The 1,156-nt window shown below is 40.9% G+C and carries 1 protein-coding gene and 1 pseudogene; both read right to left on the minus strand.

The window, feature by feature from the left end:
* Window positions 1–85 precede the first annotated feature (85 nt).
* Entirely contained in the window at window positions 86–835 is a 750-nt protein-coding gene (gene istB / locus H5154_RS22750; RefSeq protein WP_182719731.1) for an IS21-like element helper ATPase IstB, read from the minus strand.
* An 11-nt stretch (window positions 836–846) separates the two neighbouring features.
* Window positions 847–1,156: pseudogene (locus H5154_RS22755) on the minus strand (IS21 family transposase); the annotation flags it as partial.

Below are 1,156 nucleotides of genomic sequence, written 5' to 3' on the forward strand. Positions count from 1 at the left end.
TGCGTATTCTCATGACTTTGATCACCGATTCTCATCAGCTTTGATCACTTGATTTATCATTTTGTAGAGCCGTTTTTAAATTAGCTTAACTGATCACATCAGTCAATTTATTTAACTGTTTTCGTATCGATTCTCCTTTTAAGTTCAACTTAATTGAACCATGAATTAGCCTATCTAAAATGGCGTCAGCATGAGTTGATTCTCCTATCATTTCATGCCAGTTTTCCTGTGGTAGCTGGCTTATAATTATGTGTGATTTATACCCATACCGCGCATCGATTAATTCGAGTAAGTCACCTCGTTGCTGTGCACTCAGTGGTTCAAGCCCCCAGTCGTCTAAGATCAGTAGATCATACTTTATTAACTTCGCCAGTAATTTCCGGTAACTACCATCTGCTTGTGCTAGAAACAGGCTTTCGAGTAGTTCTTTTAATCGAATATAGTAAACACTTTTTCCTTGTAGGCAGTGCTCATGTCCTAAGGCACACGCAAGGTATGTTTTTCCACAGCCTGTTGCCCCAGTGATTAAGATATTTTGATGTAAGTTTAGCCAGCTATTTTGGCTTAAGTTACGTATCTGTGCTTTTTCTATATTACGTGTCGGCGAGTAAATCAGTTGATTTAACTGAGCCGGTAAGCGGAATTTAGCGTGTCGCACGAGCCGGTCGATTTTTCTTTGCTCACGCGTATCAATTTCATGAGTGAGCAATAAACTGACGCGCTCTATAAAGCTTTGTTCTTGATATAGATTGGGCTGTTCAAGCTGTTGCTTGAGTGCTTGCTTTATACCGGATAACTTGAGTAGTTGAAGTTGCTGGTTAATGGTGTCTATCATGTTTGCATTCCTTAATGGTAATAATCTGTGCCACGTATGTTGCTATGTGTAATTGGCTTTTCTGGCTCTGTTTGCTGTGTGGGTAACGGTTGTTGATCCAACCCTTTCTTCAGCATCTGCTTTATTGATTTAAGTGTGGTCGTATTCATTATGATTGCGCGATAGCACGCTTGCTCAAGCCGCTCTTTTGAATAGATTTTAGCTAAACTTAACACCCCTAAACAGGCGCGATAAGCGTGCTCGGGGTGACGCCGTCCACTGAGCTGTAACTCAATAACTTGGTGGGTATACTCCCCAATACTTAATGCCCATGAGCGTAAA

Source organism: Pseudoalteromonas sp. SR44-5, from assembly GCF_014163675.1.
In the GTDB taxonomy this organism is placed as follows: domain Bacteria; phylum Pseudomonadota; class Gammaproteobacteria; order Enterobacterales; family Alteromonadaceae; genus Pseudoalteromonas; species Pseudoalteromonas rhizosphaerae.